The organism is Sphingopyxis indica (assembly GCF_032879645.1).
Lineage (GTDB): Bacteria > Pseudomonadota > Alphaproteobacteria > Sphingomonadales > Sphingomonadaceae > Sphingopyxis > Sphingopyxis indica.
This window is the reverse complement of the sequence record NZ_CP076394.1, coordinates 3459282-3484653: the sequence shown is the minus strand read 5'-3', so window position 1 is coordinate 3484653 and position 25372 is coordinate 3459282. Positions and strand designations below refer to the sequence as shown.

Here is a 25372-nt window from a genome sequence, read left to right as displayed (position 1 = left end):
CGATAATTATTCGAGCAATTCCAGAAAGCGCGCCGCATTGTGCCAGTCGGCTTCGCGGCGCGCGCGCATTGCCTGGGCCTCGCCGTCGGTGCCCCAGCGGCGCTCCTGATAGCGCTCGTCGAGGCTGACGGCCTGCCACAAGGCATCGGCGTCGAAGGCGCGCTCGGCGAGCGCCAGCCCCGCGACGAGCGAGCCGCCGATCGTGACCAGCGGCGACAGCGCGGCGAGCCGGAACGGGTCGAGCGCATGTACCGCGCCTTTCAGCGCGGCCACCGTGGCCTTCGGCTGGTCGACCGGCAGCACGCCCTGCGCAAGCGCGAACTCGACGCCGTGGCGTCCCTCGGCCCAGGCGAGCAGCGGGTTCCATGCCGCCGCCTGCTCGGCCTGCAAGGCGGCATCGCGGTCGTCGCGATAGCAGAGGAGGTCGCTTTCCGCATAGGCCGCGATCGGCGCGGCAAAGGCGGCGGGGTCGGGCGCGGCAAGGTCGATCGCGGCGTTGGCGATGCCGGTGAGCGGCATTGCGGCGGGATCGACCGTCTCGCCCTGCCCCTGCCATTCGGCCGCTATCGCGCGCGCGAGCGGCTCGCTCGCGACGATGAGCGGCGCGCGCGCCGGGGTGCGCACCGCGCGGCCATCGAGCGCGATGCCCCAGCCGCCGTCCTGCCGGGCGGCCTTGGCGGTCTTCCAGAAGCGCTTCATCGCGCGCCGGGCGACCGCCAGCGGCGCGCGAGGATTTTCGGCATCACGGCGAAGTCGAACAGGCCGACCAGCACGATCGCGACGCCGATCCAGCGGTCGGCCGGCTGCCCGGCGAGCGCCCAGCCGCCGCGGATCAGCACGAAGCCGGCGAGCACGAAGATCGCGCCGGTGATGCGGATGGCATTGAGGGCAAAGAAGCGCTTTTTGGCGAGGGCGTCGGCGGCGTCGGTCATGGCTGCTCCCTATCGCCGCCGAGGTGACGCATCAACCGAGCGAGCGCGCCATGGCCGGTGGCATCGAGCCCCGCCGCGACGCGCTCGCGCTCGTCGGCACTCTTGTTCTGCGACAGCTTGATCGTCGGGCGCCACGCAGCGATCCGCATCTCGAATCCGGTGATCGCACCTGTCATCCGGCCGAACAGCGCGGGGTTCATCTTGTCGCGCGTCCACGGCGGCGTCGCGCCGATGCGCGCCTCATGATGTGCCGAAAGCGCATCGAGCAGATCGAGCAAGGCGTCGTCGTTCAGCTTGCGCGCGATGCCTTCCATCTCGACCGCGACATAATTCCACGTCGGCACCTGATCGGTTGCCGCATACCAGCCTGCGCTGACATAGGCATCGGGGCCCTGCACGACCGCGAGCGCCGTCGTTCCGTCGAGGTGCCGGGTCAGCGCATTGCCGCGCGCGAGATGGAAGCGCAGTGTCGCATTGTCTTCGCTCATCAGCACCGGCGTATGCGCGACGCGCGGGCCGTCGGGGGTCGCCGCGAAAATCGCGGCAAAGCCGATCTCGCGCACCAGCAGCGCGGGCAACTCGTCCTGTTGCGGCCGGAAAGCGGAATTGGGATGCATCAGCGCGGCCTGCGTGGCGCAGGTTTCGACGGTTTGCGCGCGCCGGCCTTGGCAGGCCCGCGCTTCGCCCCGACTTTACCGGCAGGCTTGGCCTTTGCTTCGGCTCGCCCGCGCCGTTCGCCGCGCCGTGCCTTGCGGACCTGCTTGGCATGGGCCTTGGCCTTCGCTTTCTGCGCCGCCTTGGGCGGCGTCCGCGGTTCGTCCTCGACGAGCAGGTCGCCGAGGATCGGATCGAAACCAAGCGCGTCGAGGCTCGCGGCGAAATGGTCGGGAAGCGGCGCCGACACGTCGAGCGCGCCGCCGTCGGGATGGTCGATGCGCAGGCGGCGGCTGTGCAGGTGCAATTTCCGGCTGATCGTTCCGGTCAGGAAAGCGTCCTTGCCGCCATATTTGCCGTCGCCGACGATCGGATGGCCGATCGCCGCCATATGGACGCGGAGCTGATGGGTGCGCCCGGTCAGCGGTTGCAGCTCGACCCACGCCGCCTTGTTCCCGGCGCGCTCGATGATCCGATAGCGCGATTTCGATGGCAGGCCCTTTTCGTCGACGTGCATCTTTTCGCCGCCCGAACCCGGCTGCTTGGCGAGCGGCAGGTCGATTTCGCCCTGCGCGATGTCGGGCACGCCGACGACTATCGCCCAATAGGTCTTCTTCGCGCTGCGGTTCGAAAAGGCCTTGGCGAACCACGCCGCGGCGCGCGGGGTGCGCGCGACGAGCAGCGCGCCCGAGGTGTCCTTGTCGAGCCGATGGACGAGCTTGGGGCGGACCGGCGCATCGCCCTGCAATGCGCCGAGCAGGCCGTCGACATGGCTCTCGGTCTTCGTCCCGCCCTGCGTCGCGAGACCCGGCGGCTTGTCGAGCACGAGCGCGCTCGCGTCGCGATGGATCACCATCGCCTCGGCGAGCGCAATATCGGCGGGCGACAGGGGCTTGTCCTTGCGCGGGCGCGGGCCGCTCGGCGCGGCGGGGGGGACGGGCATCGCGATGCGCTGCCCCGCCTCGATGCGGTCCGAAACGTCGGCCTTCTTGCCGTCGAGCGTCAGTTCGCCCGAGCGCGCCCAGCGCGCGATCAGCGCGTGCGGCGTGCCCGGCCGGTGCCGCTTGAACCAGCGATCGAGCCGGATGCCGTCATCGTCTTCGGCGACGACCGCCGTGTCGTGCGCGTCGCCGTTCATGCCGGAAGCTGCCGCATCGCGACCATGCCGAGCCCGCAGGCGACAATGCCGACGATCACCGACGACAGGACATAGGCCAAGGCCTGCCCCATTGCGCCACGCTCGAAGAGCAGCCAGAATTCGAGGCTGAACGAGGAAAAGGTGGTGAAGCCGCCGAGCAGCCCGACCCCGAGGAACAGTCGCGTCGTCTCGCTGCCGCCGCTGCGCGCGAGCCAGCCGACGAGGAGCCCCATCGCGAGGCTGCCGGCGATATTGGCGGTGAAGGTCCACCACGGAAAACCGGGGCCGAGCCGCGCGAGCATGATCTGGCCGAGCAGGTGCCGGCACCCGGCGCCGAGCGCGCCGCCGAGCATGACGGGAAAAAGCGTGTTCATGGCGCCCGCACTAGCCTGAAACGGCAGCGAGGCAAAGCGGCGGCATTCGCCTCGCGTCGAGCGCCCGCGAGCGGAATGCTGCATCTATCCGGTCAACGGGCTTGACGATGAGAACAAATAGTGTCCAGAATGGACCTGCCAGTGGAGAGTCGGGGCGCGACGATCGGGCATGAAAAGCAACATTGGTCCGAATTGGCGGCATATGCGAACGAACATAAGGTGAATCCAGCCATTGTGACGGGATAGTTGCGCCAGGACGGACAGAGAAGGGGGGCAAGGCGATGATTTATATCGACGTAAACCGCTCGTCGCACGAGGAGGCCGTCGAACCCGGCCGTGCGGACAGCCCGGAGCCGGCCCGGTTCCCAACGCATTTCGACGATGAGCGTCCGCTGCTGGTGGCGGTGGCTGCGCCCCCGTCGCAATCGGTGGGCGAAGGGATCGCAGGGATGCGCCCGGCCGCGACAGTCTCGCCGCAGGGCGCCGCCGATCATATCCGGGCCATGGCGCGACCCGGGATCATTTGGTTGCGGAGCGCCGAATCGCTCGACGACGCGCTCTTGTCCACGCTTTGCACCGCCCTGGCGGAACGGCGCTGCAGCCTGATAGGCGAAACGACACTCGCGGCGCTCGACCGGATTGATGCGCTGTTTGCCGACGCGATCCCGACGCAGTGGCTCGTCGATGCGGATCCGCTCGATCGCGCCATGGCCGTAGCCGCGATGACGCGCGTGCGGCCGCTCGAAGTGAATGACGTAACCCGCGACGAGGCCATGGCGCGCATTGATCGCCTGCAGGAGGAGGTTGCGCGCATCGCGCGCTTGCTCGGCGATTTCGCCGGGCCGGGCGGGCTTCCGGGGACGCCGCACGATCACGGGGGCGGCGGCCATCGGTCTGTCGGCTATCCGGGGCAGGTGCGCGCGCCGGTGCGCGACTTCGCCCTGGCGCCGCGCAGCTTCGAATCCGGGGAACGTGCGCTCGACCGCCAGCGCGCGAAGAATGTGCGGCGGATGCTCCGCCAGCGGCGGATGCGCGAGCAATATTTCCCCGCCGACCTGTTCGCCGACCCTGCATGGGACATGCTGCTCGACCTCTATGCCGCGCGGCTCGAGCACCGGCCGGTTTCGGTGTCGAGCCTGTGCATCGCCGCGGCGGTTCCCGCGACGACCGCGCTGCGCTGGATCAAGACGATGACCGAGGCCGGCCTCTTCGTGCGCGAAGCCGATCCGCAGGACGGCCGCCGCATCTTCATCGCGCTTGCCGAGGGCGCGTGCGACGCGATGGCCCGCTACTTCGAAGCGCTCGAGGAATAGAGGCGGACGCTTGTCAGCGCCGCAAAGCTGTGGCAGGGGCGCGCTTCCCGGCTATCGGGCGCTTAGCTCAGTTGGTAGAGCATCTCGTTTACACCGAGAGGGTCGGCGGTTCGAGCCCGTCAGCGCCCACCAGCGGAACCATCACCCGCGTCCGGCATCTGCCATTTGGCCGTCACGGTGCCGCCGCCTTTCGCCGCGTCGTCCGCGACCGTAACCGATGTGCCGTCGCCTTCGAGAATTTTCTGCAACATCGCCGCGCCCGGGCCGCCGAGTTCGACCGGAAGGATGCCGCGCGTCGCGGCCCAGCGCAGGAGTTGATAGTCGGCGGCCGAGCCGTCCACGATCTTGTCGTCGGCGACCATGACGGACGGGAGCGGCAGCGCGGGCGGGACGAGTTCTATCGTCCAGCCGGGGCGCGCGGCCTGCAGCCGCCGTTCGAGCGCGCGATAGGCGGCGAGCCCGGTATCGGGCAGGCGCGCCGCGCGGACCGTGGCGCGCTTTTTTTCATTGTCGACGGTGACATTGCTTTCTGCGACCCCGGCGAGCAGCGCGAGATCGTGGCTGATCGCCGCATTGTCGCGCTCTGCGCGCGCCGCGACGTCGCGCAGTTGTTCCATGCTGCTGCGCGCCGCGGCAAGATCGACCGAGGCGCCGATCAGATATTGGTCGAGGGTCACGCTCGCATCGCGGTTCAGCCGCTTCTCGATTGCCGCTTCGACCTTGGCGTCGGCGCCCTGCTGCGCGGCGCGGGTGAGGACCGACGCCTGGACGACGATCGGCGATCCCGTCGCATCGACCGCGAAATCGGTGATCCGGCTGGGGCTCGGGAAGATGTCGCGGATCGCGGCGCGCGCCTGCGTCTGCACCGTCGCTTCCCACGCGATCTGCCGCAGCGAAAAGCCGAGCGGCACCGCGAGAAGCAGGAAGGAGGCGACGATGATGAAGGTCTGCCAGCGCGTCTGGTCGGGCGACAAGGTGGCCGAAAAGCCATAGGCGCGCGCAACGATCGCCGCCGACAGCGCGATCGTCATGAAGTTGGTGAAGAAGAGCATCAGCGCGCCGCCGAAGATGCTCCACTGCGCGGTCGCGAGCCCGAAGCCGACGACCGCGAGCGGCGGCATCAGGGCGGTGGCGATCGCCACCCCGATGATCGTCCCCTCGCGCCCCCGCACCACCGCATAGGCGCCCGCGAGCGCCGAGAAGAAGGCGACGCCGAGGTCGAAGAGATTGGGTCGCGTCCGCGCGGCAATTTCGCTCGTCACCGCCTCGAGCGGCGATGCCTTGACGATGACGACGCAAAGCAGCAGTGCGAGCAGCACACCGCCGAGCAGGGTGAGCACGCAATCCTTCATCCAGCGGAAATCGACCGTCGCGATCGCAAAGCCAAGCGCGACGATCGGGCCCATCAGCGGAGCGAGCAGCATCGCGCCGATGATCACCGCAACGCTGTTCTGAAGCAGGCCGAGGATCGCGATCGCCGCCGACATCGAAGTCATGAAGGCGAAGCGGTTCGACCAGTCGCCGTCGTGGGCGATCTTGTCGATCACCGCGACCTGGTCGATCTGCGCGACTTCCTCGGCCCAGCGCTCGCGGAAGTGGACGATACGGCGGAGCAGGGTCCAGCGCCAGTGCCTGGCGGTTTCGGTCACCTTTTCGGAAACCGTGTCCTTGACCTCGTCGGCGGCCTCTCCGGCCGCCGGCTCCGCCGTCTTTTCGCTCACGCAGCGAGCTTCCTCAGCACATAGTGGAGGATCCCGCCGTTCATATAATATTCGAGCTCGTTCGCGGTGTCGATGCGGCAGAGCGTATCGAAGGCGAAGGTCGAGCCGTCGGGGCGCGTGACTTCGACCGTCACCGTCTGGCGCGGCTTCAGGTCGGCGATGCCGGTGATGGTGAAGCTGTCGTCGCCGGTCAGGCCCAACGTCTCGCGCGTGTCGCCGTCCTTGAACTGGAGCGGCAGCACGCCCATGCCGACGAGGTTCGAGCGGTGGATGCGCTCGAAACTTTCGACGATCACCGCGCGGACGCCGAGCAGGTTGGTGCCTTTCGCCGCCCAGTCGCGCGACGAGCCGGTGCCATATTCCTTGCCCGCGACGACGACGAGCGGGGTGCCGTCGGCCTTGTGGCGCATCGCTACGTCATAGATCGGCATGACTTCGCCCTTGTAGCGCGACATGCCGCCTTCGATTCCGGGGACCATTTCATTCTTGATGCGGATGTTGGCGAAGGTGCCGCGCATCATCACTTCGTGGTGGCCGCGGCGCGAGCCGTAGCTGTTGAAGTCGGCCTTGCTGACCTGATGTTCCATAAGCCATTTTCCGGCCGGGCTGTCTGCCTTGATGCTACCCGCGGGGCTGATGTGGTCGGTGGTGATGCTGTCGCCCAAAATCGCGAGCGGCTTGGCGCCGACGATGTCGGCGACCGGCGCCGGGGTCATTTCCATGCCGTCGAAATAGGGCGGATTCGCGACATAGGTGCTGCCCGCGCGCCACTGATAGGTGTCCGATCCTTCGACCTCGATCTTCTGCCAATGCTCGTCGCCCTTGTAGACATGGGCGTAGCGGCCCAGGAACATGTCGCGGTCGACGGCGCCCGCGATCGCGTCGCTGACTTCCTGATTGGTCGGCCAGATGTCGGCGAGGAACACGTCCTTGCCGTCCTTGTCCTGCCCGATCGGGGTCGTGGTGAAATCCTGTGTCACCGTGCCCTTCAGCGCATAGGCGACGACGAGCGGCGGCGAGGCGAGGAAGTTCGCGCGCACGTCGGGCGACACGCGGCCTTCGAAGTTGCGATTGCCCGACAGCACCGACGCGGCGACGATGTCGTTGCCGTTGATCGCCGAGGAGATCGGCTCGGCGAGCGGCCCCGAATTGCCGATGCAGGTCGTGCAGCCATAGCCGACGAGATTATAGCCGATCGCGTCGAGATGATCCTGCAGCCCCGCCTTGGCCAGATAGTCGGTGACGACCTGCGACCCCGGCGCCAGCGACGTCTTGACCCACGGCTTGGGCTTCAGCCCGCGCTCGTTCGCCTTTTTCGCGACGAGTCCCGCGGCGATCATCACGCCGGGGTTCGAGGTGTTGGTGCAGCTGGTGATCGCGGCGATCACGACGTCGCCGTCGCCGATGTCGTGATCCTTGCCCGCGACCGGCACGCGCTTTGCCGCATCCTTGTTGTAGAGTTTCTTGAGGTCGGCGTTGAACACGTCGTCGACTTCGGTGAGCACGACCTTGTCCTGCGGGCGTTTCGGCCCCGCGAGGCTGGGCACGACGCTGCCCATGTCGAGCTCGAGCGTGTCGGTGAAGACGGGGTCGGGCATACCCGCGTGGCGCCACAGACCCTGCGCTTTGGCATAGGCCTCGACCAGCGCGACCGTCTCTTCGCTGCGCCCCGTCAGGCGCATATAGTCGAGCGTCTTGTCGTCGATGCCGAAGAAGCCGCAGGTCGCGCCATATTCGGGCGCCATATTGGCGAGCGTCGCGCGGTCGGCGAGGCTGAGGCTGTCGAGACCGGGGCCGTAATATTCGACGAAGCGCCCGACGACGCCCTTGGCGCGCAGCATCTGCGTCGCGGTGAGCACGAGGTCGGTCGCGGTCACGCCTTCCTTCAATTGCCCGGTCAGCTTGAAGCCGACGACTTCGGGGATCAGCATCGACACCGGCTGGCCCAGCATCGCCGCCTCGGCCTCGATCCCGCCGACGCCCCAGCCGAGCACGCCGAGCCCGTTGATCATCGTCGTGTGGCTGTCGGTGCCGACGCAGGTGTCGGGATAGGCGACGGTTTCGCCCGATCCGTCCTCGCTCGACCACACCGCCTGCGCGATATGTTCGAGGTTGACCTGGTGGCAGATGCCGGTGCCCGGCGGCACCGCCTTGAAATTGTCGAGGCTCTTCGACCCCCACTTCAGGAAGTCATAGCGTTCGCCGTTGCGATAATATTCGATCTCGACATTGCGCTCGAACGCTTTCGGCGTGCCGAATTCGTCGACCATCACGCTATGGTCGATGACGAGGTGGACGGGGACGAGCGGGTTGATCTTCGACGTGTCGCCGCCGAGCTTCGCGATCGCATCGCGCATTGCAGCCAGGTCGACGACGCAGGGAACGCCGGTGAAATCCTGAAGCAGCACGCGCGCCGGGCGATACTGGATTTCGCGGGCCGAGCGCGGGTCCGACTGCCAGTCGATCAGTGCCTGCACATCGTCGGTCGACACGGTGAAGCCGCCGTCCTCGAAGCGCAGCAGATTTTCGAGCAGCACCTTCATGCTGAAGGGCAGCCGCGACACGTCCCCGAGCTTCGCCGCCGCCTTGTCGAGCGAATAGTACGCGTATTTTTTTCCGCCGACGTCGAGCGTCGAACGGGTTCCAAGCGTGTCGTGGCCGGTGCTGGTCATGTGCAGTTCCCTTGTCGGGCGCGGCGGGGAATGACCGCCCGCAAGCCCGGCCGGGAGAGCGGGGCAAAGGGGAGTCGCGCGCGCGGTTTATGTTCGGCGCCTCCCTACGCCGGAGGGCGGGAAATGCAAGGGGGTCGGGAGGGTCGGTTGGCGCTCAGGCGGTGCCGCGGACCGCGAGGCGGACGGGGATGCGCGTGCCGCTGCGGCTGTGGTCGGCATCTTCGAGCGCCATCGCGACAAGCGCTTCGCCGGCGGCGTCGAGGTCGGGCTCGAGGGTGGTGAGCGCAGGGTCGGCGAGGGTGCCGGCGCGGATGCCGTCGAAGCCGATCAGCGCGACGTCGCCGGGGACGCTGCGCCCCGTTTCCTTGATCCCCTGAAGCACCCCCAGCGCGAGCATGTCGCTCGCCGCGAATATGCCGTCGATGTCGGGATGCGCGGCGAGCAGTTCGCGCGCCGCGGCGACGCCCTGCGCATGGCGGTCGGGGCCGGCGGGCGGTTCGGCGATCAGGGGGGTGATGCCGCGCGCTTCGAGCGCGGCGATGAAGCCGTCGCGGCGCTCGTCGAACTGGCGCTGCGGCGAGCGCTGCGGCCCGACGAAGGCGAGGGTACGGCGCCCCTTGGCGACGAGATGCTCGGCGGCGAGGCGGCCGCCGATGTCATTGTCGCTGCGCATCCAGTGGAAGGGGTCGCCGGGGCTGCCCCAGCAGGTGAAGTCGAAGCCCGCGGCTTGCGCGTCGGCGAAATAATCCCATGCGGCGCGGTTGCTGGTCGTGCCGATGACGATCATCGCGTCGGCGAGGCCCGAGGCGACGAAATCGGCGCGGAAATTTGCCTCGCTCTCCTGAAAGCTGACGAGCAGGTTGAAGCCGCGCGCCGAGGTCGCGGCAGCGATGCTGCCCAACAGCGCGAAGTAGAAGGGGTTGATCGCGCTGCGGTCCTCGCCGGGGCGGCAGATGGTGACGAGCGCGATCGTCTCGCTGCTCTTGAGGCGCAAGCTGGAGGCGTGGCGGTCGACGACATAGCCGAGCTCGCGCGCCGCGGCGGACACGCGCGCGCGCGTTTCGGCATTGACGCCGGGGCTGTTCCTCAGCGCGCGCGACACGGTCGATTGCGACACGCCCGCGCGCTCGGCGACGTCGAACGATGTGGGGCGCATCAATTTTCCGCTCACCTGGTCATTCTCCCTCGCGGTTTCTCTTGCCGCGGGGCGGTGCCTTGTCAATCTGTAGGCGCCGGCCAGCGGATGACCACCGACAGGGCGTGGTCGGCGGCGCTGCGCCGCCAGCTGCCGCCGAGCTGGCGCTCGATCATCGTGCGGATGAAATGGGTGCCGAAACTTTCGGTGTCGAAATGCGGGGTTTGGGGGAGGGCGCTTTCGGTCCAGGCGAATTCGATCGTGTCGCCGTCGCGGCGCCATGCGACCGCCAGCTCGCCCTTGCCGGCGAGCGCACCATATTTGACGCTGTTGGTGACGAGTTCGTGGATCGCGAGTGCGAAGGCCTGCGCGCCGTCGTCATGGAGGCGGACTTCGGGGCCGTCGAGCGCGGCGCGGCGTTCGGCGGACCAGCCCGCGAGTTCGAGTTCGCGGCGGACCAGAGCGCCGAGGTCGACGGTGTCGACCGCGCCGGTGACGAGCATCTGCTTGGCATCGGACAGGGCGCGCAGCCGACCGTCGAAGCGCGTTTCGAAATCGGCAAGATCGGTGGATTCGCGTAAGGTGATGCGCGCGAGCGCGCCGATGCGCGCAAAGGCGTTTTTCATCCGGTGCGCCATCTCGCCGATCATCAGCTCGCGGTCCTCGGCGTGGCGCGCGCGTTCCTCGGCAAGCGCCTTGAAGGCGCCGAGGCGGCGTTGCTGGAGCTTGTGGAGCTGGATCGCGAGGAAGGCGAGCGCGAAGCCGGCGAGCAGGATTGCGAGCGGCCGTCCGAGCCGGTCGATGAAGCGGCCATAGGAGATGCGCATCACCCACTGCCGGTCGGCGACCCGCAGTCGCTCCTCATGCGCGTCCCAGCCGATGCGGCCGTGGGCGAATATGCGCTTCGCCTGCGGACCGTCGCCGGTCAGTATCTCGATCCCGTCGATATGTTCGAGTTCGGGGCCGAGCACCGCCTCCATCAAGTCGCCGATGCGGAAGGGCGCATAGACGAAGCCCTCGATCGGCCGGGCGCCCTGCCTGGTCGCGACGACATCGGCGGGCTCGGCGTCGGTGTCGAAGCGCGGCAGGGGCGCGGGCCGCAGCGCGTCCTCCCATGTCGCGACACGGGCATAGATGGGAACATAGATCAGGAAGCCGGGCTGCTTTTTCGCGATGCGGCCTTCCTGCACCAGCTCGACGACGCCGCTCGCCGCGGGCTGGCCCGAGTGCCACGCGCGGCGCATCGCCGCACGCCGCACCGGCTCGCTGTACATATCATAGCCGAGCGCGCGATGATTGCGCGGATCGTCGGGTTCGATGAGGATGATCGGAAAGCCGATCGCCTGATCGGTTTGCGGCCAGACGCGCAGCACCTGCCCGTAATTTTCGCGCAGCCGGTCCTCGACCGGAGCCGGTTTCCCCGGCTGCATCGCGAGCGCGATGCCGACGCCCTGCATCCCCGGCGCGCGCTCCTGCGGCCTGAGCGCCGCAAGATAGGCGCGGATGCCGGGGCCGCCGTCGATCATGTCCGACTGATAGAGCGCGCGCACCCCCTCGAGCACCGCGAGCTGATCGCGCAGCCGGCCGTTGACGAGCATCGCGACGCGCTCGGCCTGGTCGGCTTCCTGGGTCTTGTTGTAGATGAAGCTGGCGGTCGCGCCGGCGAGGGCGGCGAGAATGATGACAAATCCGATCGCGCGGACCGAAAAGGCCATCAGCCGGTCTGCCCAAGCGGATGGGCGCATAAAATAATCCTGTCCGAAGGCCGCCCCAGTACCGCCCCTTGGGACCAAATTGTTTCACGCCAAGCGGCTGATAGCAAGCGGCTTTGCACTCGTTTCGGCCCGCATAAGGGGCGCGCCGGCATGGGTTGTGAATCGCAACCCGAAGCCTATGGTGCCTGCACAATGGCAAAAGGATGGACGCGATGATTATCTATGGTTCGGTGGTGTCGCCTTTCGTGCGCAAATTGCTCGGCTATCTGGGCGAGAAGGGGATCGCGTTCGAGCTGAAGGGGGTCGGCATCGGCGATCCCGACCCGGGTTTCCGGGCCGCATCGCCGCTCGGCAAGATGCCCGCGATGGACGACGACGGCTTTCTCCTCGCCGATTCGAGCGCGATCATCCATTATCTCGAGGCCAAATATCCCGAACCCGCGCTGATCCCCGCCGATCCGCAGGAGCGCGGGCGCGTGATCTGGTGGGACGAGTTCGGCGATACGGTGTTCGCCGCGTGCGGCGGCAAGATGTTCTTCAACCGCATCGTCGCGCCGCGCTTTCTGGGCCGCGAGGGCGACCTTGCCGCCGCGGCCGCGGCCGAGGCCGAGGAATTGCCGAAGCTGCTCGACTATCTCGAAAGCGCGATCCCGGCGTCGGGCTTCCTGGTCGGCGACCGGCTGACGCTCGCCGACCTCGCCGCGGTGTCGCCGCTGATGAACATCCGCCATTGCGGCGCCGATGCCGACCCGGCGCGCTATCCGAAGATCGCCGCGTGGAGCGAGGCGATCCTCGCGCGGCCGAGCCTCGCGCCGTGGATCGCGAAGGAAGAGCGGATGATGGCGAAGCTGCGCGAACAGGCTTGATCGCCGGGCGCGATCGGCGATAGTCGGGCGCGGGGGGCCTGTCATGGACGTGATACCGCATCGCTATCCGCTGCCGCTGCACCACAGCTGGCCGCTGTTCGAACGCGCGCGGCACTTCGATCTCGGCTGGGTCGAGCGCGACGGGGGGCGCCCGCCCGGAACTGCCGATACGCCGTCCGACCTGAACCCCGAGGTGGCGGCCGCCATGGGGATCGGAACGTGGCACTGCGACCTGCTGAACGACCGCCTGAGCTGGTCGGACGCGGTCCACGACATGTTCGGCCTCGCGCGCGGCGTCGCGGCGACGCGTCCCTATGCGGTTGCGCAATATTGCGAAGGGTCGCGCGCCGCGATGGAGCGGCTGCGCGCACATGCGATCGCGCATCGGCGCGGCTTCACCCTCGACGTCGAAATCGGCCCGGCGCTGGCGCGGCCGCGCTGGGTGCGGCTGATCGCGGCGCCGGTCTGCGTCGGCGACGAGGTCGTCGCGCTGCACGGGTTGAAGCGGTTGCTGTCGGATTAGGCTCAGGACCCCAAAGCATGAGATCATCTTTGACCGGATAAGCCTGTGTGCTCCCGCGAAGGCGGGAGCCCATCTCCCGGCCGCTCTATCTTGAGCCGATCGGAGATGGGTCCCCGCCTTCGCGGGGACACACGCGCTTCATTCAAAGTCGATCCGACTTAAACGATCCACGAAAAAGGGCGGCGTTCCTGCGAACGCCGCCCTTTGTCTTTCGCTGGTAAAAGCGCGGCTTACGCGTCTTCCAGTTCCTCGTCGGTCAGCACCGGACCCGAATCCTGGCCCTTCGCTTCGACGTCGCGGTCGACGAATTCGATGATCGCCATCGGCGCCGCGTCCGAGGCGCGGATGCCCGCCTTGATGACGCGCGTGTAGCCGCCGTTGCGGTCCTTGTAGCGCTCGGCGAGGACGTCGAACAGCTTGGCCAGCTGGGCGTCGTCCATCAGGCGGCTCTGCGCGAGACGGCGGTTGGCGAGGCCGCCACGCTTCGCGAGCGTGATCAGCTTTTCGACATAGGGACGCAGTTCCTTCGCTTTCGCGAGCGTCGTCGTGATCTGCTCATGCTTGATGAGCGACGCCGACATGTTGCGGAACATCGCGATGCGGTGCGCGCTGGTGCGCTGGAGCTTACGGCCACCCGATTTGTGACGCATGGTTTCTTCCTTCGTTTGTCAGAGGGGCCGTTTCACGGAACCCCAAGCCAGGCTCGCTTGCGGGGGAGCCCATTCCCGATATCGTCATCCCAGCGAAAGCTGGGATCGCCTGCGGCGTGTTGCCACGATAGCGGCCCCAGCTTGCGCTGGGGCGACGCAAATTCCTTAACCCAGCAGCTCCTGTTCGAGCTTCTTGGCCATTTCCTCGATATTCTCCGGCGGCCAGCCGGGGATGTCCATGCCGAGGCGCAGGCCCATCGACGAGAGCACTTCCTTGATCTCGTTCAGCGACTTGCGGCCGAAGTTCGGCGTGCGGAGCATCTCGGCCTCGGTCTTCTGAACCAGGTCGCCGATGTAGATGATATTGTCGTTCTTCAGGCAGTTCGCGCTGCGGACCGACAGTTCGAGTTCGTCGACCTTCTTGAGCAGGAAGCGGTTGAGCTGGTTGACGTCGGACTCGTCGCTCGCCTGGCTCGGCGCGGCGACGCCGATCAGGCCGCTGTCGTTCATCGCCTCTTCGAAGTGGACGAAGACCTGGAGCTGGTCCTGGAGGATGCGCGCGGCGTAGGCCACGGCATCTTCGGGGGTCACCGTGCCGTCGGTTTCGACGGTCAGGTTCAGCTTGTCATAGTCGAGTTCCTGCCCGATGCGGGCGTTCTCGACCTTGTAGGCGACCTGGCGCACCGGCGAATAGAGCGAGTCGACGGGGATCAGCCCGATCGGCGCGTCGGCGGGACGGTTGCCCGTCGCGGGGACATAGCCCTTGCCGGTGTCGGCGACGAGTTCCATGTTCAGGGTCGCACCCTCGTCGAGGTGACAGATGACATGGTTCGGGTTCATCACCTTGATGTCGCCCGACACCATGATGTCGCCGGCCTTGACGGTCGCAGGACCGGTCGCCGAGAGCTGGAGCCGCTTCGGGCCGTCGCCTTCCATCTTGAGCGCGACCTGCTTCACGTTCAGGACGATGTCGGTGACGTCCTCGCGGACGCCGGCGAGGCTCGAAAATTCGTGGAGGACGTTCTCGATCTTGATCGAGGTGATCGCAGCGCCCTGGAGCGAGGAGAGCAGCACGCGGCGCAGCGCGTTGCCGAGCGTCAGGCCGAAGCCGCGCTCGAGCGGTTCGGCGACGAAGGTCGCCTTGCGCTTGCCGTCGCTGCCGGCCTTGATTTCCAGGTTGCTGGGCTTTTTCAATTCCTGCCAGTTCCGGATGTTGACAGTCATGGACTTCCCTTTGCTTTTGGCGGGACGGGCGGGGGGCGGGTTCCGGCCGGTCCGGCGTTAAAGAGGTGGTCGGCCGGCGCCCCCGCGGCGGGGCGCCGTCCGAAAAGCGGCGTCAGACGCGGCGGCGCTTGGCCGGGCGGACGCCGTTGTGCGGGATCGGCGTCACGTCGCGGATCGACGTGATGTGGAAGCCCACGGCCTGCAGCGCGCGCAGCGCCGATTCACGGCCCGCGCCCGGACCCTTCACTTCGACTTCCAGCGTGCGGACGCCATGTTCGGCGGCCTTCTTGCCGGCGTCTTCGGCGCACACCTGCGCGGCATAGGGCGTCGACTTGCGGCTGCCCTTGAAGCCCATCATGCCGGCGCTCGACCAGGCGATGGCGTTGCCCTGCGCGTCGGTGATGGTGATCATCGTGTTGTTGAAGGTCGCGTTGACGTGCGCGACACCCGACGAGATATTCTTGCGTTCGCGCCGGCGAAGGCGCTGCGGTTCACGAGCCATTGTGATCTATCCTACCTAAATCCGAAAAGCTGGCCGGCGGCGATATGTCGGCGCACCGGGCAGCGAAACAAAGGAAGCGCGCCCCTTGCGGACGCGCTCGACCCTTACTTCTTCTTGCCTGCGATCGGCTTTGCCTTGCCCTTGCGGGTGCGCGCATTGGTGTGCGTGCGCTGACCGCGGACCGGCAGGCCCTTGCGATGGCGCAGGCCGCGATAGCAGGCGAGGTCCATCAGGCGCTTGATGTTCATCGCCGTTTCGCGGCGCAGGTCGCCCTCGACGGTGTGGTCGGCGTCGAGCGCTTCGCGGATCTGCAGGATTTCGGCGTCCGAAAGATCCTGGATGCGGCGGCTGTGGTCGATCCCCAGCTTGTCGGCGATGTCGACGGCGGTCTTGCGACCGATACCGTGGATATAGGTGAGCGCGATGATCACGCGCTTGTTGGTGGGCAGGTTGACGCCCGCGATACGTGCCATGTGATTCTTTCTCCTGCTCCACAGGGTTCGCTGGCAAACGAGCCCTATCTCAAAGCGTCTGTTTTCCAACGCAAAAAACGGACCACGAACACGCTTCCGCGCTTCGCCGTCCGGTCGGGCTGTTGGAATAGGGCGCAGTTAGGGCGAGTCGCCCCGATTGTCAAGCGAAGCCGCGGGTTTTGCGGCGGACCGAGGCCGGCATCAATGCACGCCGGCCAATTCATTTTGCGCGGCGCTGACCAGGAAGGCGCTGCGCGACAGCTTACGCCTTTTGGCCGCAGCGTCGATCGCGGCGAGCATATGCGCGTCGATCGACACATTGACGCGCACCGCGCGGCCGCCCGAGCGGATATAGGGGATCGCCATCAGCATGTGGTCATCGCCGTCGGCCTCGCGGCTCCGGGCGATCTCGTTCATGTCGCGCGCCGGAAAGTCGGCGGCATCCTGATCGTCGAGGAACAATTCGATCGCCTCGATCGCGTTGCGCTCGAGCTCGATCAGGTCTTCGCCCGCCGAAAAACAGCCCGGCAGGTCGGGAAAGCTGATGCCATAGCTGCTGCCTGCATCCTTGTGAACGATCCCGATATAGTGGGTCATCGTCTCTTCCTTTCAAAGCCAGCCCGCCATCCGGGCGATGCTGCGGGCGGTGCCGATCGGCAAATCCTTTTTCGGATGCGGGACGATGATCGTGACGGTGCCCTTGCGGAACTTGTGATGCGAACCCTTCGTTCCGACGAGCAGAAAACCTTCGGCTTCGAGGCGCCTGACGATCTTTCTGCTGTCCCGCTCCATGTGTAGTTATATACACACCGATCGGTCGTGATCAAGAGTTACGTAAATATTACGCAAAATTTGCGCGGTAGCTCTCTACCCGGCGCAGTCATCTCTGCGCGACGGTAAATAAGGGACTGTCCCTATCTATTGGCGGGAGACGTTAACTCGACCGCCCGGTCGTGGAGGCGGCCGACGACGGCGCGGTGGATGCCGGGGGCGCAGGCGATGACACCGAAGGCTTGTGCGCGCGGGGTGTTGAAGACGAGCGGCTGGCCGAAGGCATCGGTCACCGTCGCCCCGGCTTCGGTTGCGATCAACGTCGCGGCGGCGACGTCCCACTCGAACCCCCAGCGCAGCGTCGCGACAAGGTCGGCGCGGTCATCGGCGACGAGCGCCATGCGCAGCGCGATGCTGTTGGGCTTGGTCACCATGATCAGGTCGCGGTCGATTTTGGGCAGGCTGTCGGCGGGAACGCGCGCGCCGTCGAAGATCATCCGGCGGCTTGCGCGCAGCGTTTCGCCGTTCAGCGTCGCGCCGCGGCCGCGCTGTGCGACCCACAGCTCGTCGAGCGCGGGGGCATAGAGCACGCCGAGTTCGGAGGCGCCATCGACGACGAGCGCGACCGACACCGCCCAGCCGGGGCGGCCGCGGATGAAGTCGCGCGTGCCGTCGATCGGATCGACGCACCAGATCGCGCGCCGCGACAGGCGCTCGTCGCTGTCGGCGGTCTCCTCAGACAGCCAGCCCGCCTCGGGCACCATCGCGCCGAGCACCGCCTTCAGCCGCGCATCGACCGCCAGATCGACGTCGCTGACCGGGTTGTTGTGCGATTTGTGCCAGACGTCGACCGCCTTGCCCTCGCCGCGCCAGCGCGCCATCGCCATGTCGCCGACCTCGCGCGTCGCGGCGATCACCGCTTCGAGATTGTGGGTGGCGGTCATGGCATGGCCGGAGCTGATTGCGGAAAATCAATCCGCATCCCCGAGCGAAGACGAGGGGCCATGCCGAGCGAAGTCGAGGCAGCGGCGTCGCTGGTTCTCGCTTCGCTCGAAAATGCCCCTCGTCTTCGCTCGGGGATGCGGATCATATTCATGGTTCGCCTCGCTAGCTGCTCGCGACGGTCATGCCGTCGATGCGCAGCGTGGGCACATTGACCGACTGGCGGAAGACGAGGTCGTCGGCGGGCGTGAGCGCGCCGAACATGTCGATCAGATTGCCCGCGACGGTGAATTCGGCGATCGGCTCGGCGAGCTGGCCGCCGCGGATCACGAAACCCGACGCGCCGCGGCTATAGTCGCCCGTGACCGGATTGACCCCCTGGCCGATCAGCTCGGTCAGATAGACGCCGGTTTCGATGTCGGCCATCAGCACTTCGGGCGTGACGGTGCCGGGGGCGAGATGCAGGTTGCTCGCGCCGACCCCCGATGCGCCGCCGCCGCGGCTCGCATGGCCGGTGGGGGCGAGGCCAAGCTGGCGCGCCGAGGCGGTGTCGAGCAGCCAGCCGGTGACCTTGCCGTCCGCGACGATGTCGCGCGCCGCGGTCGGCAGCCCCTCGCCGTCGAAGGCGCGGCTGCGCAGTCCGCGCGAGCGGTGCGGCTCGTCGCGGATCAGGATCGCGGGGTCGAACAATTGCGCCTCTTCCTTGCCGAGCAGGAAGCTGGTGCGCCGTGCGATCGCGGGGCCGCCGATCGCGCCGAGCAGATGGCCGAGCAGGCTCGATCCGATGCGCGGATCGAAGACGACGGGCAGCTTGCCGACCGGCGCCTTGCCGGGATTCAGCCGTCGCACCGCACGCGCGCCGGCGCTCGCGCCGATCTGCTCGGCGCTTTCGAGGTCGGACAGGTGATGCGCGCTGTGCCAGTCGTAATCGCGCTGCATCGCGGCGCCTTCGCCGGCGATCACGCTCGCCGACAGGCTGTGACCGCTCGCGCCATAGCCGCCGGCGAAGCCGTGGCTGGTGACGAGCGCGAAGCGGGTGCGGCTGTGGCTCGCACTGCCGCCCTCGCTGTTGGTGACGCCCGCGACCGCGCGCGCCGCGTCCTCGACCGCGAGCGCCGCCTCGCGCAGCGCTTGCGGATCGGCTTCGCTGCCGTCGTCGAGGTCGAAGTCGGGGACCGGGCCGTTGAACAGCAGCTCTTCGGGCGCCAGGCCGGCATAGGGGTCCTCGGGCGCTTCGCGCGCCATCGCGACGCAGCGCGCGACGAGCTTTTCGAGCTCGCCCGCGTCCATGTCGGCGGTCGATACGCTCGCGCTGCGCTGTCCGACGAAAACGCGCAGCGAAATATCCTGCCCCTCGGAGCGCTCGACATCCTCGAGCTCGCCGAGCCGCATCGACACCGAGGTCGCGGCGTTGCAATAATAGAGCGCGTCGGCGGCGTCGGCGCCCGCCTTGGTCGCGGCGTCGCAGAGCAGCTGCGCACGGTTGAGGGCTTCGGAAACGGTCAGCATCGCCGCGCCCTAGACCGCGCGGGCGGGGCCGTCAAAATCTAAAGTCGGGAGAGATGGGGTGGCGGAGCGAGGGACGTAGCCATGTTTGACTGAATAAGCGGTGTGCTCCCGCGAAGGCGGGAGCCCATCTCCCGTCCGTTTCATCTTTGACCGGCCGGAGATGGGTCCCCGCCTTCGCGGGGACACAAAATCTTCAATTGGCCGCTCAGTCGATGCCGATCATGCGCAAAATATGAACCGCCCCTTCGGGCGAAGTCGAGGCAATTGAACTCGCTGAACCCGAGCGCTCAGCCGGTGATCGCGGCGATCGCGTCGGTTGCCGCCATCGCGCCGCTGACCCACAGGAAGGGCAGCGCGAGCGCGGCGAGCCACAGGCGGCGGACGTCGCGGCGGAAGCGCGCGTGCAGGCCCCAGCTGGCGAGCGCCTGACGGCTCAGATGATGCCAATGGCGTTCGACGATGCGGACCGTCGGCACCGCAAGTGCCAGAATGATGACCAGCGCGGCGACGGTGAGGGCGGACGGCGCCCCGGCCGCGATCGCGCTCGACACCAGCCACACCTGCAGGACGGCAAAGACGATCAGCGCCGCGGCGGCATGGACGGTCATTCGGCGCCCCAGACTTCGTGCCGGCGGCACGCTGTGCGTCGTGCGTCCGATCGGACGCGCCCCGAATGTCGATGCCATTGTTCAGCCTCCCCGGCTGGCGTTCCCAGAAGAAATCCGAGGGTTTCAGCCGTTCATCCCCAAGTCAAGCCACCGTCGCACCGATTCGTTAAAATTCTGCGTCGATTCACCGCAAAATCGGAACAAAATTGCGTCGGAGTGCCTCTGGAGGCCGTTGTGCGGAGGTTTTTGGGGGGCGGAACTCAGTTTTGCGGCGGCGGAGTCGCGGACGGCGGGACCGGCAGCGGTTCGGCGTCGGGGTCGCCCGCGGCGTCGGCCGCGGGCGGCGCGGTTTCGCCGTTCGCCTGACGCTGCAATTCCTCGGCGGCGCGCTGGCGCTGTTCGAGCGCCTCCTGCTCGGCGTCGACCGCCGCCTGCACCTCGGCGGCCGCCTCGTCGATGCCGGCGAGGCGCTTGGCGCGCTCTTCGGCGATCATCGTTTCCCAGTCGGTCTTGTCGGCGGCCTGGCGTTCGGCCTTCGCGCCTTCGAGCAATTGCTGGGTGCAGCCGGTGAAGCCGCCGAGCCCGACGGGCGAGCAGCTGTCGGTGCCGAAACGGCCGACGCGCTCCATCGCGACGACGCGGTTGAGCCACGCCTGATTGCGCGGGTCGAGCGGGTCGCCGCCGCGGAAGATCTGCGGGACGCGATAGCGGTCGCTTTCGGGCAGGCGGTTGCAGACGACGATTTCGTCGGGGCTGCTCTGTTCGCACTTGTCGTCGCCATAGACGATGACCTGATTGACCTTGTCGTTCGCGGCCTCGGCGGAGCCTTCCTGCGCCTGCGCGGGGGCTGCAAAGGCCCCGGCGGCGAACGTCAGGGCGAGGAGGGGCAGGCGGGTCATCTCTTTTCCTTCACTGGTTCGCTCAAGAGCCTGGCATCGTTAGCCTGCACGCGCGGTGAACGCCACGGGCTTTCGGCGGCCCTTATCAGATACGCTTGGAGAGCGCGATGGCTGCGCGGCAGCCGGCGCGGATCGCGACGCTGAGCAGCGGGTAGCCGGGTGCGCTTTCGGCGCCCGCGGCGAGTGCCGCCTCCTTATGCTCGAGTTCTTCGGCGCGGAAATCGGCGACGGCATCCGAAAGCTCGGGATCGCGGTCGCCGAGTTCGGCGAGTTGCTCGCGGTAGTGGCGGTCGATCTCGGTCTCGACCGCGGCGGTACACGCCATTGCTGCGCGCGGTCCCATCGCGGCGGTGACCGCGCCAAGCGCGAAGCCCGCGACGTCCCACACCGGCTGGAGCGCGGTCGGGCGCACGCCGCGGCGCGCGACCATGGCGTCGAAAAACTGCCGGTGACGCTCCTCCTGTTCGGCCATATGCGCGATGTCGCGCGCCATCGGATGACGGTCGCCCATCACCGCGAGCTGCCCGGCATAGATGCGCGTCGCGCCATATTCGCCGGCCTGATCGACGCGGATCATCGACGCGGTGCGGCGGTCGGTCTTTTCGGGCGGCGTGCTCATGCCGCCATCGTGCGCCCGCGGCGGAGCAAGGTCAACACGAGGCCCGCGCCGGCGAGCGAGAAGATCGCGTTGAAACCCGCGAGCGAGACCCCGGCGAGCGTCCATTGCGGCACGTCGCAGCGGATCAGCGGTGCGGCCATGATGCTGTCGAGCGTCACCGGTCCGCTCTGGCTGGTGCTGCACGTCGTCAGACCCTCCCACCAGCCATATTCGACTCCGGCGTGAAAAATGCCGATCAGCCCGCTGATCGCGATGGCGAGCGCGGCGAGCAGGGTGAGCACGCGCATCGCGCGGTCGTTCGCGCGCAGCAGCAGCGCGAGCAGCGCCAGCACGATCGCCGCCTGATGCGGCCAGCGCTGCCAATGGCACATTTCGCACGGATAGAGGCCGAAGCCGAACTGCGAGACGAGCGCGCCGCCGTAGAGGAGCAGCGGGACGAGCAGCGCGGCGACGGGCGCGGCGAGGCGCGAATTCAGCATGGGCGGATCCTGGGGATGGGGGGACAGACGAGAAGCAGCGGATCGTCATTGCGAGGAGCGTAGCGACGAAGCAATCTCCAGCTATCGTCCCGAAAGAACGCGGGCTGGAGATTGCTTCGCTTCGCTCGCAATGACGATGTCTTTTTCAATCGCAAGCGCGATCAGTTGCGGCGTGTCGGCTTGGCGGCGGGCGGCTTGCCGCCCTGCGCCATGCGCGCCGCGTTCGGCCCGATGCGACCGATCGTTTCGAGCGCATAGTGGAGCTGGAAGTCCTCGATCCCCTTGGCCTTCAGTTCCTCGGCGGTCGCGGTGAAGCGCGGATCGGGCTTGTCGTCCTTTTCGAGCAGGCTGTTGTCGACCTTTTTCTCGTTGATCAGGTGGCGGCGCAGATCGCTTTCGCGGAAGCTCGGGCGGTCCTTGTAATCGGGGTCCGAAAGCTGTGGCACGCGAATGTCGGGGTCGATCCCGCCTTCCTGCACGCTGCGCCCGGAGGGCGTGTAATAGCGCGCAGTGGTCAGCCGCAGCGCGGTGGTGTCGGACAGCGGCAGCACCGTCTGCACCGACCCCTTGCCGAAGCTGCGTTCGCCCATGATCAGCGCGCGATGCTGGTCTTGCAGCGCGCCCGCGACGATTTCCGAGGCCGAGGCCGAGCCTTCGTCGATCAGCACGATCAGCGGCTCGCCGTGCGCCAAATCCCCCTTTTCGGCGAAATAGCGTTCGATGTCGCCCTTGCGGCGCCCGCGCTGCGAGACGATTTCGCCGCGGTCGAGGAAGATGTCGCTGACCCCCACGGCTTCGTCGAGCAGCCCGCCGGGGTTCGAGCGCAGGTCGAGGATCCAGCCGCGCGGGGTATGGCCGAGCGATTTTTCGACCGCGACCATCGCGCCCTTCAGGTCGGCGGTCGCGTCGGCCGAAAAGCTGCTGATCGTCAGCACGCCGACATCGTCCTTCACTTCCCATTTGACGGGCTTCAGGTCGATGATCTCGCGCGTCAGCGACAGCTCCATCGGCTTGTCCTGCCCCTCGCGCACCACGGTGATGTCGATCTTTGTGCCCGGCTTCCCGCGCATCTGTTCGACCGCCTCGTCGAGCGTCAGGCCAAAGATGAGCTGGCCGTTGATGTGGGTGATATAGTCGCCGGCCTTGATGCCCGCGCGTGCGGCGGGGGTGTCGGCGGTCGGCGCGATCACCTTGACGACGCCGTCCTCCATCGTCACCGACAGGCCGAGCCCGCCATATTCGCCGTCGGTCTGCGTGCGCAGGTTCGAATAGTCGCTCGCGTCGAGATAGCCCGAATGGGGGTCGAGGCTTGCGAGCATACCATTGATCGCGCCGTCGATCAGCTTTGCGTCGCTCACCGGCTCGACATAATTGGCCTTCACCTCGAGCAGCACGTCCATGAAGCGCGAAATCTCGTCGGTGGTCGAGGCATCGACCGTCGCCATCGCCCCGGTCGCGAGCGGCACCAGCGCGAGGGTGCTCAGCGCGGCGGCGCCCTGCCACAGGGCGAAACGGCGCTTGCGCGAGGCGGCGATCTTGGTCGAGTCGGTCATGCGTGTCTTTCAGTCCAGCAGGAAAATCACTTTATACGCCCCGGCGCGCCATCCTCCAACGGCTTTCGGGCGGCGTCAAGCGGGGTGTTTCGCCTGGGCTTGCTCCTGTCCGGGTTGAACCCATCAAACCTCTCCTCTCAAGCCCCTCCTCTTCAGAGGAGGGGTTGGGGTGGTGGCGCGCGATTAGCGCGCAAGACGTCAACCACCACCCCGCTGCGACTAACGCGCAAAGCGCGTAAGTCTCGCTGCCCCTCCTCTGAAGAGGAGGGGTTTCGATCTAGAGCAAATTGCGCGAAATCTGAATCATCCGCATCCCCGAGCGAAGACGAGGGGCTCGTTCGAGCGGAGCGAGAACCGCAGCGTCGCCGCCTCGACTTCGCTCGGCAGAGCCCCTCGTCTTCGCTCGGGGAAACGGTGCAGATTTCCGGCACGATGCTCTAAACCGAACTGGCGCTACTCTCACCCCAGCATCGCGGCGACGTCGACCGGCTTGCCCGCGCGGCGCAGTTCGACGGTGATGCGGCTGTCGTCGGATCCGGCGCGGCCGAGCGGCGTGCCCGCCTCGATCGTGTCGCCGACGTCGACCGACAGCGCGATCATCCCGGTGAGCAGCGTGGTCCAGCCGCCGCCATGGTCGATGATGACGATCTTGCCATAGCCTTTGTAATCGCCCGCGAAGCTGACGCGGCCCGGCGCGGGGGCGACGACCTGGCCGCCGGGGCGAGCCGCGACGGTGATGCCGCGCGAGCGCACGCCGCTGTCGTTGACCTCGCCCAACCCCTCGACGATGCGCCCGACGACCGGCAGGCGATAGGCGCCGCGCGTCAGCTCGGCTTCGCGCACGGTGAGCGGCTGCACGGCGGCGTCTGCGGCTTCGGGGTCGCGCGGTCGGGGCAAGGGGCCGGCGAGCTCGGCCAGCTCGGCGCGCACCGCGGCGTCGGCCTCGACCGCGTCCATCAGGTCGACGATGTCGCGCGCCTTCTCACCAAGGCCGAGCGCGCGGTCGGCTTCGAGTCGCGCGCTGCTCATCAACTCGCGCGCGTGGATACGCCCCTCGTTTTCGAGGCGGGTCAGCTCGTCGCGGCGCTGCGAAAGCGCGGTCTTGCTCGCCGACAAGGCGCCCAGCGCCACCGCCTGTTGCCGCTGGGTGCGGCGCAGATCGGCGAGTTCGCCGCGCACCCCCGCGGTGCGCCGCTCGATCACCGGCATCACCGCGTCGAGCACAGCGCGGGCGTGGACCATGTCGCGCAGCGATCCCGGCTGCGCGAGCACGGTGACCGGCGGCTGGCGCGACAGCTGCTGGAGCGAGGCGGCGAGTTCCAGGAGCGGCTGTTGCTGCTCGGCGAGCCGCGCCTGCTGCGCCGCGAGACGGCGGTTCACCAGCGCGACGCGTGCCTCGCCCGCGTCGATGTCGGCCTCGGCCGACTGGATGCGCGCGGCGAGCGCGGCGCTGCGTTTCTTCAGGCGATCGGCGGTGTTCGTCGCCTTTTGCGCCTGCGCCTCGAGCGCCGCGCTGCGCGCCATCGCGTCGGCCGACTGCTGCTTGGCGTTGACTAGCTGCGCCCGCTCGCGCGCGGCGATCGCTTGCGGGTCGAAGACATCCGACTGCGCGAGCGCCAGCGCGCCGAGTGCGAGCGCGGCGAGACCGGCAAGCGCTGCGAGCGCGCGCCTCACTGGCGCCCCTCGCGATGATAGGGGTGGCCCGCGATGATGCTGGTCGCACGCCACAATTGTTCGGCGAGCATCGCGCGCGCCATCAGATGCGGCCAGGTCGCGCGGCCGAAGGCGATCACCTTGTCGGCGCCTTCGCGTTCGTCGGGGGTGAAGCCGTCGGCGGCGCCGAGGCAGAAGCGCGCCTCGCGCACTCCGGCATCGCGCCAGCTTTCGAGCAATTTTGCGAATTCGAGCGAGGACATCTGCTCGCCGCCCTCGTCGAGCAGGATCGTGCGGCTGTTGTCCGGCGCCGCGGGAACCCGTCCACCGGTGTCGGGGAGTTCCGAAATCTTTTGCGCCCAATTGACGCGCTTCATGTAGCGCGCGACCAGATCGGCCTCGGGCGAACGCCCGATGCGCCCCCGCGCGATGATGTGCAGCAACATG

The 25372-nt window shown here is 67.7% G+C and carries 27 protein-coding genes and 1 tRNA gene; 4 read left to right on the top strand and 24 right to left on the bottom strand.

Features of this window, described 5'->3' with window-relative positions; all coding sequences use genetic code 11:
- Positions 1 to 6 precede the first annotated feature (6 nt).
- The 5 genes from KNJ79_RS16330 to crcB are packed head-to-tail and all read right to left on the bottom strand — an operon-like array spanning position 7 to position 3098.
- Positions 7 to 699 carry an ATP12 family chaperone protein gene (locus tag KNJ79_RS16330; protein WP_317151861.1) on the bottom strand — a complete coding sequence of 231 codons (693 nt, stop codon included), beginning with the start codon at positions 697 to 699 and terminating at the stop codon, positions 7 to 9.
- On the bottom strand, positions 696 to 932 hold the full coding sequence (locus KNJ79_RS16325; RefSeq protein WP_317151860.1) for a hypothetical protein: 237 nt from the start codon (positions 930 to 932) through the stop codon (positions 696 to 698). Before KNJ79_RS16325 ends, KNJ79_RS16330 begins: the two co-directional genes overlap by 4 nt.
- Positions 929 to 1549, bottom strand: coding sequence for an FMN-binding negative transcriptional regulator (locus KNJ79_RS16320; protein WP_089215517.1), 621 nt, complete (start codon positions 1547 to 1549; stop codon positions 929 to 931). The genes KNJ79_RS16325 and KNJ79_RS16320 overlap by 4 nt, the downstream gene beginning before the upstream one ends.
- Positions 1549 to 2724: an RluA family pseudouridine synthase gene (locus KNJ79_RS16315; protein WP_317151859.1), complete on the bottom strand. Its 1176-nt coding sequence runs from the start codon at positions 2722 to 2724 to the stop codon at positions 1549 to 1551. Before KNJ79_RS16315 ends, KNJ79_RS16320 begins: the two co-directional genes overlap by 1 nt.
- A complete protein-coding gene (gene crcB / locus KNJ79_RS16310) occupies positions 2721 to 3098 on the bottom strand; it encodes a fluoride efflux transporter CrcB (RefSeq protein ID WP_089215519.1) in 378 nt (125 codons plus the stop codon). The genes KNJ79_RS16315 and crcB overlap by 4 nt, the downstream gene beginning before the upstream one ends.
- Before the next feature lie 281 nt (positions 3099 to 3379).
- On the opposite strand from crcB, the gene KNJ79_RS16305 reads away from it, so the two are divergent.
- Complete coding sequence (locus KNJ79_RS16305) at positions 3380 to 4411, top strand: MarR family winged helix-turn-helix transcriptional regulator (RefSeq protein WP_317151858.1); 1032 nt, start codon at positions 3380 to 3382, stop codon at positions 4409 to 4411.
- Positions 4412 to 4467: 56 nt separating this feature from the next.
- Positions 4468 to 4543 (top strand) — tRNA-Val (locus KNJ79_RS16300).
- Here KNJ79_RS16300 and KNJ79_RS16295 read toward each other — a convergent pair.
- From KNJ79_RS16295 to KNJ79_RS16280, 4 genes are all read right to left on the bottom strand, one after another.
- Positions 4531 to 6132, bottom strand: a complete 1602-nt coding sequence (locus KNJ79_RS16295) for a DUF389 domain-containing protein (RefSeq protein WP_317151857.1) — start codon at positions 6130 to 6132, stop codon at positions 4531 to 4533. The two genes, KNJ79_RS16300 and KNJ79_RS16295, sit on opposite strands and share 13 nt — an antisense overlap.
- Positions 6129 to 8804, bottom strand: a complete 2676-nt coding sequence (acnA, locus tag KNJ79_RS16290; protein ID WP_317151856.1) for an aconitate hydratase AcnA — start codon at positions 8802 to 8804, stop codon at positions 6129 to 6131. The genes KNJ79_RS16295 and acnA overlap by 4 nt, the downstream gene beginning before the upstream one ends.
- A 154-nt stretch (positions 8805 to 8958) precedes the next feature.
- Complete coding sequence (locus KNJ79_RS16285) at positions 8959 to 9960, bottom strand: LacI family DNA-binding transcriptional regulator (protein ID WP_317151855.1); 1002 nt, start codon at positions 9958 to 9960, stop codon at positions 8959 to 8961.
- 62 nt (positions 9961 to 10022) lie between these two features.
- A complete protein-coding gene (locus tag KNJ79_RS16280) occupies positions 10023 to 11684 on the bottom strand; it encodes a CHASE domain-containing protein (RefSeq protein WP_089217046.1) in 1662 nt (553 codons plus the stop codon).
- A gap of 182 nt (positions 11685 to 11866) precedes the next feature.
- On the opposite strand from KNJ79_RS16280, the gene KNJ79_RS16275 reads away from it, so the two are divergent.
- A complete protein-coding gene (locus tag KNJ79_RS16275) occupies positions 11867 to 12520 on the top strand; it encodes a glutathione S-transferase family protein (RefSeq protein ID WP_317151854.1) in 654 nt (217 codons plus the stop codon).
- A 43-nt stretch (positions 12521 to 12563) separates the two neighbouring features.
- Positions 12564 to 13043, top strand: a complete 480-nt coding sequence (locus KNJ79_RS16270) for a hypothetical protein (RefSeq protein WP_170935607.1) — start codon at positions 12564 to 12566, stop codon at positions 13041 to 13043.
- Positions 13044 to 13273: 230 nt separating this feature from the next.
- On the opposite strand, the gene rplQ is transcribed toward KNJ79_RS16270, so the two are convergent.
- From rplQ to KNJ79_RS16195, 15 genes are all read right to left on the bottom strand, one after another.
- On the bottom strand, positions 13274 to 13693 hold the full coding sequence (gene rplQ / locus KNJ79_RS16265; RefSeq protein ID WP_089217045.1) for a 50S ribosomal protein L17: 420 nt from the start codon (positions 13691 to 13693) through the stop codon (positions 13274 to 13276).
- Between the two features lie 165 nt (positions 13694 to 13858).
- Entirely contained in the window at positions 13859 to 14917 is a 1059-nt protein-coding gene (locus tag KNJ79_RS16260) for a DNA-directed RNA polymerase subunit alpha (RefSeq protein WP_089217044.1), read from the bottom strand.
- Positions 14918 to 15029: 112 nt separating this feature from the next.
- Entirely contained in the window at positions 15030 to 15419 is a 390-nt protein-coding gene (gene rpsK, locus KNJ79_RS16255) for a 30S ribosomal protein S11 (protein WP_003040416.1), read from the bottom strand.
- A 104-nt stretch (positions 15420 to 15523) separates the two neighbouring features.
- Positions 15524 to 15892, bottom strand: a complete 369-nt coding sequence (gene rpsM / locus KNJ79_RS16250; RefSeq protein ID WP_089217043.1) for a 30S ribosomal protein S13 — start codon at positions 15890 to 15892, stop codon at positions 15524 to 15526.
- 201 nt (positions 15893 to 16093) lie between these two features.
- Positions 16094 to 16489, bottom strand: coding sequence for a type II toxin-antitoxin system HicB family antitoxin (locus tag KNJ79_RS16245; RefSeq protein WP_089217042.1), 396 nt, complete (start codon positions 16487 to 16489; stop codon positions 16094 to 16096).
- 12 nt (positions 16490 to 16501) lie between these two features.
- A complete protein-coding gene (locus tag KNJ79_RS16240; RefSeq protein ID WP_089217041.1) occupies positions 16502 to 16684 on the bottom strand; it encodes a type II toxin-antitoxin system HicA family toxin in 183 nt (60 codons plus the stop codon).
- A 122-nt stretch (positions 16685 to 16806) separates the two neighbouring features.
- Positions 16807 to 17607: an inositol monophosphatase family protein gene (locus KNJ79_RS16235; RefSeq protein ID WP_317151853.1), complete on the bottom strand. Its 801-nt coding sequence runs from the start codon at positions 17605 to 17607 to the stop codon at positions 16807 to 16809.
- A 163-nt stretch (positions 17608 to 17770) separates the two neighbouring features.
- Complete coding sequence (locus tag KNJ79_RS16230) at positions 17771 to 19114, bottom strand: TldD/PmbA family protein (protein ID WP_317151852.1); 1344 nt, start codon at positions 19112 to 19114, stop codon at positions 17771 to 17773.
- Positions 19115 to 19401: 287 nt separating this feature from the next.
- Positions 19402 to 19800, bottom strand: a complete 399-nt coding sequence (locus KNJ79_RS16225; RefSeq protein WP_089217038.1) for a hypothetical protein — start codon at positions 19798 to 19800, stop codon at positions 19402 to 19404.
- Between the two features lie 182 nt (positions 19801 to 19982).
- Complete coding sequence (locus tag KNJ79_RS16220; RefSeq protein WP_089217037.1) at positions 19983 to 20621, bottom strand: hypothetical protein; 639 nt, start codon at positions 20619 to 20621, stop codon at positions 19983 to 19985.
- 85 nt (positions 20622 to 20706) lie between these two features.
- Positions 20707 to 21240 (bottom strand): demethoxyubiquinone hydroxylase family protein, encoded by a 534-nt coding sequence (locus KNJ79_RS16215; RefSeq protein WP_317151851.1) that lies wholly within the window; start codon positions 21238 to 21240, stop codon positions 20707 to 20709.
- Positions 21237 to 21719: a disulfide bond formation protein B gene (locus KNJ79_RS16210; RefSeq protein WP_317151850.1), complete on the bottom strand. Its 483-nt coding sequence runs from the start codon at positions 21717 to 21719 to the stop codon at positions 21237 to 21239. Before KNJ79_RS16210 ends, KNJ79_RS16215 begins: the two co-directional genes overlap by 4 nt.
- Before the next feature lie 161 nt (positions 21720 to 21880).
- The gene (locus KNJ79_RS16205; RefSeq protein WP_317151849.1) at positions 21881 to 23272 is read right to left on the bottom strand and encodes a S41 family peptidase; all 1392 of its coding nucleotides are present in this window, start codon (positions 23270 to 23272) and stop codon (positions 21881 to 21883) included.
- 459 nt (positions 23273 to 23731) lie between these two features.
- Positions 23732 to 24946, bottom strand: a complete 1215-nt coding sequence (locus tag KNJ79_RS16200) for a murein hydrolase activator EnvC family protein (protein ID WP_317151848.1) — start codon at positions 24944 to 24946, stop codon at positions 23732 to 23734.
- Entirely contained in the window at positions 24943 to 25371 is a 429-nt protein-coding gene (locus tag KNJ79_RS16195) for a 23S rRNA (pseudouridine(1915)-N(3))-methyltransferase RlmH (RefSeq protein ID WP_317151847.1), read from the bottom strand. Before KNJ79_RS16195 ends, KNJ79_RS16200 begins: the two co-directional genes overlap by 4 nt.
- Position 25372: the final 1 nt, after the last annotated feature.